Origin of the sequence: Streptomyces chiangmaiensis (genome assembly GCF_036281785.1) — a bacterium.
Taxonomy (GTDB): Bacteria; Actinomycetota; Actinomycetes; order Streptomycetales; family Streptomycetaceae; genus Streptomyces; species Streptomyces chiangmaiensis.
The window spans coordinates 1-5,836 of the sequence record NZ_JAYWVC010000332.1 but is presented as its reverse complement, the minus strand read 5'-3'; the positions used below and the strand labels follow the sequence as shown (position 1 = coordinate 5,836).

The 5,836-nt window shown below is 69.0% G+C and carries 8 protein-coding genes; 2 read left to right on the top strand and 6 right to left on the bottom strand.

Annotated elements, in window-relative coordinates; translation table 11 throughout:
* The coding region (locus tag VXC91_RS41650) for a HEAT repeat domain-containing protein (protein ID WP_329512566.1) at positions 1-343 on the top strand (343 nt) is incomplete at its 5' end.
* 13 nt (positions 344-356) lie between these two features.
* Here VXC91_RS41650 and VXC91_RS41645 read toward each other — a convergent pair.
* The 5 genes from VXC91_RS41645 to VXC91_RS41625 all read right to left on the bottom strand — a co-directional run bounded on the left by VXC91_RS41645 (position 357) and on the right by VXC91_RS41625 (position 4,539).
* Positions 357-881, bottom strand: coding sequence for a DUF6262 family protein (locus VXC91_RS41645; RefSeq protein WP_329512565.1), 525 nt, complete (start codon positions 879-881; stop codon positions 357-359).
* The gene (locus VXC91_RS41640) at positions 878-2,809 is read right to left on the bottom strand and encodes a tyrosine-type recombinase/integrase (RefSeq protein WP_329512564.1); all 1,932 of its coding nucleotides are present in this window, start codon (positions 2,807-2,809) and stop codon (positions 878-880) included. The genes VXC91_RS41645 and VXC91_RS41640 overlap by 4 nt, the downstream gene beginning before the upstream one ends.
* 99 nt (positions 2,810-2,908) lie before the next feature.
* Positions 2,909-3,376 carry a hypothetical protein gene (locus tag VXC91_RS41635; protein ID WP_329512563.1) on the bottom strand — a complete coding sequence of 156 codons (468 nt, stop codon included), beginning with the start codon at positions 3,374-3,376 and terminating at the stop codon, positions 2,909-2,911.
* Complete coding sequence (locus tag VXC91_RS41630) at positions 3,373-3,768, bottom strand: site-specific integrase (protein ID WP_329512562.1); 396 nt, start codon at positions 3,766-3,768, stop codon at positions 3,373-3,375. The genes VXC91_RS41635 and VXC91_RS41630 overlap by 4 nt, the downstream gene beginning before the upstream one ends.
* A gap of 33 nt (positions 3,769-3,801) precedes the next feature.
* A complete protein-coding gene (locus VXC91_RS41625) occupies positions 3,802-4,539 on the bottom strand; it encodes a hypothetical protein (RefSeq protein ID WP_329512561.1) in 738 nt (245 codons plus the stop codon).
* A 194-nt stretch (positions 4,540-4,733) separates the two neighbouring features.
* Between VXC91_RS41625 and VXC91_RS41620 the strand changes: the two genes are divergently transcribed.
* Positions 4,734-5,123, top strand: a complete 390-nt coding sequence (locus VXC91_RS41620; RefSeq protein ID WP_329512560.1) for a DUF6233 domain-containing protein — start codon at positions 4,734-4,736, stop codon at positions 5,121-5,123.
* A gap of 21 nt (positions 5,124-5,144) precedes the next feature.
* Here VXC91_RS41620 and VXC91_RS41615 read toward each other — a convergent pair whose 3' ends face one another.
* The gene (locus VXC91_RS41615; protein WP_329512559.1) at positions 5,145-5,372 is read right to left on the bottom strand and encodes a hypothetical protein; all 228 of its coding nucleotides are present in this window, start codon (positions 5,370-5,372) and stop codon (positions 5,145-5,147) included.
* Positions 5,373-5,836 lie beyond the last annotated feature (464 nt).

Here is a 5,836-nt window from a genome sequence, read left to right as displayed (position 1 = left end):
TGCTGAAGCGCTGGCCGACCTGGGCGATCAGCGCGCAGCCGACCCGCTCCACACCCTCATCATCGACACCGTTTTCGACAAAAGGGAGCGCCGAAAGAGGGCTCAAGCCCTAGCCAGGCTGGGCGATCAGCGCGGTGCTGACCTGCTCTACACCCTGGCCACCGACACCAATATGCCGGGCTCCGACCGGGTGGATGCAGCTGATGAGCTGGCCGAGGTGGGCGATCGGCGCGCACCCGACCTGCTTCACAGCCTGGCTACCGACACCACCCTGATCGCCTACTTCCGCCAAGAGGCGGCCGATTCCCTGGCCCGCCTCGATGCCTCCATGCCGCCCTCGTGATGCGGCCCGCCGATCAGGCACGTTGGTTCAAGGCCCGGGTCAACTCGCGGTTGGCCGCACGGGCCGCCTCCAGTTCCGCGTCTCTCTCCTCCAGTCGTGCGGTCAGCTCGGTGTTCATCTGCTCCAGGTTCACGACCTGGCGCTGGAGTTCTTCATGGTCGGCAGGCGCGCCCAGTCCCGATTCGCGCCACGTCTGCTCGCCCATGAGCTCCGACAGGCGCCGCTCCAGGCGACGGATCTGTGTGACGAGCCGGGTGCTGCGGGCGTGGGAGTTGGCAAGGTCGGCTTGAAGCGACGCCAGGCTGACGGGCGGGCCGGCTGAAGACGGCGATCCGTGCGGCTCGCGTTCGGCCGCGTGGATCAGCGCGAGCAGGTCGCGGTGGCGGTAGAGGAAGGTGCGGTCGACGTCGGCTTGCCGGGCGATGCCGCTCACGCTGACCGTCGTCCCGTCGGCAACAGCTCTCTGGAGGGCGGTCTTTACCCGCTGACGGCGACGCTCACTGTCGGCGCGGCGGCCGTCGGCCATGGCCGTGCTCATACGGACTCCACGCTGTGGACGTCGGACACGGGCGGGCCGATACGCGGCATGCCTAGCATCGTCGTCCGGCTGCGGCGGACGACCGCGACGGCCTCGCTGATCTGCGCCTGCTCCTCCGGCGTGAGGTCGCCGAGATCGGCCTTGACACGGTCGATCAGTCGGCGCACCCGGCGGATCTCCTCCTGCGAGGGCATGGCCTCGCTGCGCGCCCAGTCGTCCGCGGCGAACGCTGACATCAGCCTTTCCCGGCTGCGCAGCAGGTCGGCCAGGTATGCCTGCAGGTCGGGCAGGTAGGAGACGTCCGTGCGGAAGTGGTCGCAACCCACGCACCGGAACCGGATGGGGCAGCTCTGGCCGCCGGCCGCCACGTTCGAGGGCTCCTGGCAGACTCCGTAGGGGACGCTGACCTCTCCGATGGCCCGCCGGACGTGCTCGGAGTCCAGCAGCGACTGGGCCTTGCGCCAGATGCGGGTGCCGTTGCGGTCGAACTGCAAGGCGATCACCCGGTCCACGGCCTCTCGCCGCCTCTCCTGGCTGACCCGGTAGTAATTTTGTGTGGTTTTGAGATCGGAGTGGTCCATCAGCTCCTTCAGGACATCCGGGGCCACGCCGGCGTCGGCGTGCCGCTGGGCGTAGCTGTGCCGGTAGGCATAGGGGAAGATCCTGGTCTTGTCGAACGGCAGCATCCGGGTGACCGGCTGCCCGTTCTCCTCCACGGTGGTGGGGACCAGGAAATCAGGCAGCACGTCGACCCAGGTGCGGTGTCCTTCGCCGATGGAGTTGATCGCCTTGGTGCCGTGCGGGTTGGCCCGCATGCTCGGCAGCAGTTTCAGCTCGCCGAGCGGGCTGTCGGGAAAGAGGTCACGCACGCGTTGCTGCTGGGTGGTGATGACAGCAGCGGTGGCCTTGCCGATCGGCAGACGCCGTCCCATCCGGTAGGACTTGTAGTTGTCGTAGACCAGGACGAGGGAGCCGTCGGGGTCCTGCCGGAGGCAGTCGTAGGGCAGCTCTCGGATCTCCTCGGGGCGCCGGCCGGTGTCCATCAGCAGTTCGGTCCCCACGCGGACCTCCCGGCTGATCAGTTGTTCCAGTTCGTCGAGGTGCTCGCACAGTTGGCGCATGACCGCGTCGGGAAGGTCCTTGCCGGCCTCGGTGTCCTCGGGTTCGTCAGGAGTGTCCTCCCGCTGGAGGCGGAAGTCGGCGGGCAGGCCCGCCATCGGCCCTCCCGGGTGCGTCAGCCCCAGGGTGCGGATGCGGGTCAGCACGAGCGCGGTGTTGCGGACGGTGTGGCTGCGGGTGCGAGCGGAGATCCGGCCCGTCTCGGTCAGGAACGCGAGTCGGTTGCAGAAGGCGACGATGTCCCCGCGGCGCAGTTCGGCGGGATGCATGCCGCCGTCCTCACGCTGCAGGCGCAGGCTCTCCGACAGCAGGTTCATGGCCGTCACGTACGGCTGGACCGCCCCGCCCGGCCGCTTGCCCCGCCGACGTGGCAGGTCGTCGTAGGCCCAATGCTTCACCGCTTCCCGCAGGGCCGGCTGCGAGATCCGGGTGAAGTCCAGCGTGCCGTTATGCCCCGTGAAGATCTTCAAGTCCCACACGTCCTTGCGGCGCTCCGACTCCGCCGTCGCTCCGAGCCGGCCCAGCCACATCAGCATCGTCCGGACCACCCCGCGCGTCGACTTCACGTGCGCGAGCGTCGCGAAGACCTTCGGATCGTGCATGACCTCCAGGGTCGGCGCCTGCATCTCCCTGAGCCGGTCACACAACGGCCGCAGGAAGTGATCCCGCGTCTTGGCGCCTGCCTCGGTGCGGGCCTGCAGACCGTAGAGGACCTCTGCGACGACCCGGTCCGGCAGGCCCCGCAGACACAGTTCCCGGTCGGCGTTCACGGCTGATGCCGTGCGCCGCCACACCTCCTCGTCCGCCACCTCACCGCGCCTGCGGGCGTACTTCAGCCGCAGCGAGTGCGCCTTGCAGTAGCGGGAGTTCTCGTAGTCGCGAAGCCGGTAGCAGACCTCTACCTCGCACTACCCGGTGCCTGCGCGGGGCGTGACCGCGGGGTGGCGCAGGAATTCCTCCACCGGCAGCTTCAGAGTGTCCACCCGCTGGCGATGATGCGGGTCGCACAGCGCGCTCCGCGCAGACTTGGCCGGCCTGCCGCAGCGCGGCACCCGGCACATCTCCTGCCGCATACCTAGCATCCGGGGCTTGGCCATCTTGGCGAAGTCCTCCAGAGACTGCCCCGACTGCTTCCAGGCCCGCTCGCAGCCCATGCACATCTTCCGTTCGAACCTCACGCCCCTGCTGCAGCCGTTCACGCAGCAGTCCGGCATGCCCAGCACGGGATGGTCCTTGGGGTAGAAGATCACCCGCAGCTCCCAGTCCCACCGCACAATCCGCAGGAACTCCGGGTCCAGGGCCTCTACGATCTGCCGGGTCCGCGGATCATCCTCACCGAGGAACGGCTCGGCCGCGACCTGCAGCGGCGCCGTCATCGCTCACCTCGCACGGACAGCTCCCGCGGCGAGGGAACCCGCTCGACGGCCTCGCGCACCCGGCTGCGGTCCGGGATCACGTACGGTGCGACCGATCCAGGATGCTCCTGCCCCAGCAGCATCTGCACTTCGTCCCAACTGCCTCCGGCATCCGCAACGTTGCTGCCGAACGCCCTGCGGGCCATGTGCGGGCCGACCTTGCGCCCCAGCTTCGCCCGCCCCGACAGTCGCTCGAACAGCTCACCCATCGCCGTCGGCGACATCGGCGCGCCCAGCGGCTCGCGCGATAGGTTCACCAGCAGGAAGTCGCTGCCACCCGCGCCCAGCCGCTCCAGCCGCTCGTCGACGTACTGGTCGAACGCCTGCACCACGAGGAAGTCCAGCGGCTGCACCCACGCCGTCTTCGACTTCGACCACGCCCGATTCTAGTTCGCCCGGCGCCGTACATGCACGTGCGCGCCGTCCTCGTCGCAGCCCAGAGCACGGGAGTCGGGCAGCAGATGGCAGTCACTGCGGCGCAGTCCAGCCACCTGGCCCCGCCGCAGACCCACCCGGCCGTGCAGCAGCACGATCAGCCGGTCCCGAGCGCTGCGGCACGCCAGGAACATCGCCACCAGTTCGTCGTCCCGGGCACGGTCGACGTCCGCCTTCGGCTCCTGCAGCCGGTGCCGGGCCCGCAGCCGGTAATACAGACCCGTCTCCTCCCCCTTCGCCTCCTCCGGAAGATCCCGGCTGTCCGCCAGCTCATACAGCTGCCCCAGCACCGAACGCGGCACCGCGCCCACCGACACGGCGTACGACAGCAGGCCGCGCACCGCGGCCAGCACGCCGTTCACCCGCCGCTCACCCCGCACCGGCCGGGTGCCCGGACCCCACACGACCGTCGAGGTCTCGGCGCCCAGCCGGGCCGGCGAATAACGCAGCCACGCCATGAACAAGCCCAGGTCCCGCGCCGCCTCTTCCCACCGCCGCCCCGTAGCCCGGCACCAGCGGAAGTAGAAGGCGGCCCCGCTGGCGTACGACCGCGTCGTCAGCTCCGTCCGGCTACGCCCGAACCGCAGGAACCGAAGCCACTGGTCGGCGACCGGCACCACACACAGATCGTCATCGATCACTGTCCAGTACCGGGCACCGGACGGCAGATCCACGGGAAACGCCCGCACGTGCAACTCCTTCGTCGTGACGGTCCATACAACAACCCGCCACAGAGCCACACCCCCCGAAAACGAGCCTCAGAAGATCAACGAGGTCCGTCCGCGCCACGTCACGCCACAGCTTCGCCCGCCCTAGAAAACAGGAGCTGCGGGGCCGGCTGTATGAGCGTCGTCAGTGGCAGCTGGGTGGCTGGATGTACTGGGTGGGCTTGCCCATGTGGGCCAACGACGCGGTGACCGAGGGCGTTGAGCCGCGCGAGTACCGGGTGTGGTTGACCCCCGACCAGGCCCGGCCGGTCGAGGGTGTCTCGTATGAGCAGGTCCCCACGTACGCCCTGCCCCGGGAGGACCAGGAGGATAAAGATGGCCCCGCCTCCGACCGGTGGGGGTGGAAGGTGCAGCGGATTCCCCCGCGCCACGGCCACCCTGGCGCGGTCGTCGTACACGTCTGGGACTGCTCCGAGACGCCCGCCGGCGGCGGCGAACTGGACGTGTTCGAGGCACTGGAGGTGCTGCGGTCGACGGCCGGCGCGGTCGCCTGCAAGGAGTGCGGTGCGTCGCTCGCACTCGGTCCGCTCATGGACCCGACGTGACCCCGCGCGGGGCTCGGACGCTCAGCTGGCCGGGCCGTCGACCTCGCCCTGCGCGGTCCAAGTCTTGAGGACGCGCTGGCGGTCGTCGGTCTCCTCGATGAGTCGGATCACTACGTCCGGGTTCTTGCTGTAGAGCCCAACCCACTCCGTGTACCTGTCGCGGGCTGTGGCTGCGCTGGTCCACTCGCCCTCGACGGCCGGGCCGTTCACCTCGAACTGGAGCCTGACGAGGTGCTTGGTCGTCCCCATGCGGCTCTCCTCGGCCCCAGTGTCCTATCTCTGACCCGCGGTGCAAGGTAGGGGCTCCTCCGCAGCTCAGAAGCTCGACGTATGCGCACGGAGGAGCACCGCTCTCCGAATGAAGGGCTCGGGGTCCTCCGCGTAGGCCCCAGACTCCCATCGGCGGCCCCGGCCGCAAGGTTGAGGTTCCGCCTTGATCACTGCCCCGATGCACATCGCTCGTCGAGAACCTGCCGGTAGAGAAAAGGGCGCGGAAGCGGAACCCGGCCTTGAGGCCAATTCCGTGAGCGTCACCGAATCGCATTACGCGAGGGTGTCTGACGAGGTGCACGCGAGGGTGTCTGACGAGGTGCACGATCTCTAGTAGACCGGTACAACGGCGGTACGCCAGAGACCGAGACCGGTACAACGGCGCCAGAACGGAAGACGTACGGCCGTACCACCATCCGGGTTGTCCGCGGGGAACCTGGGGA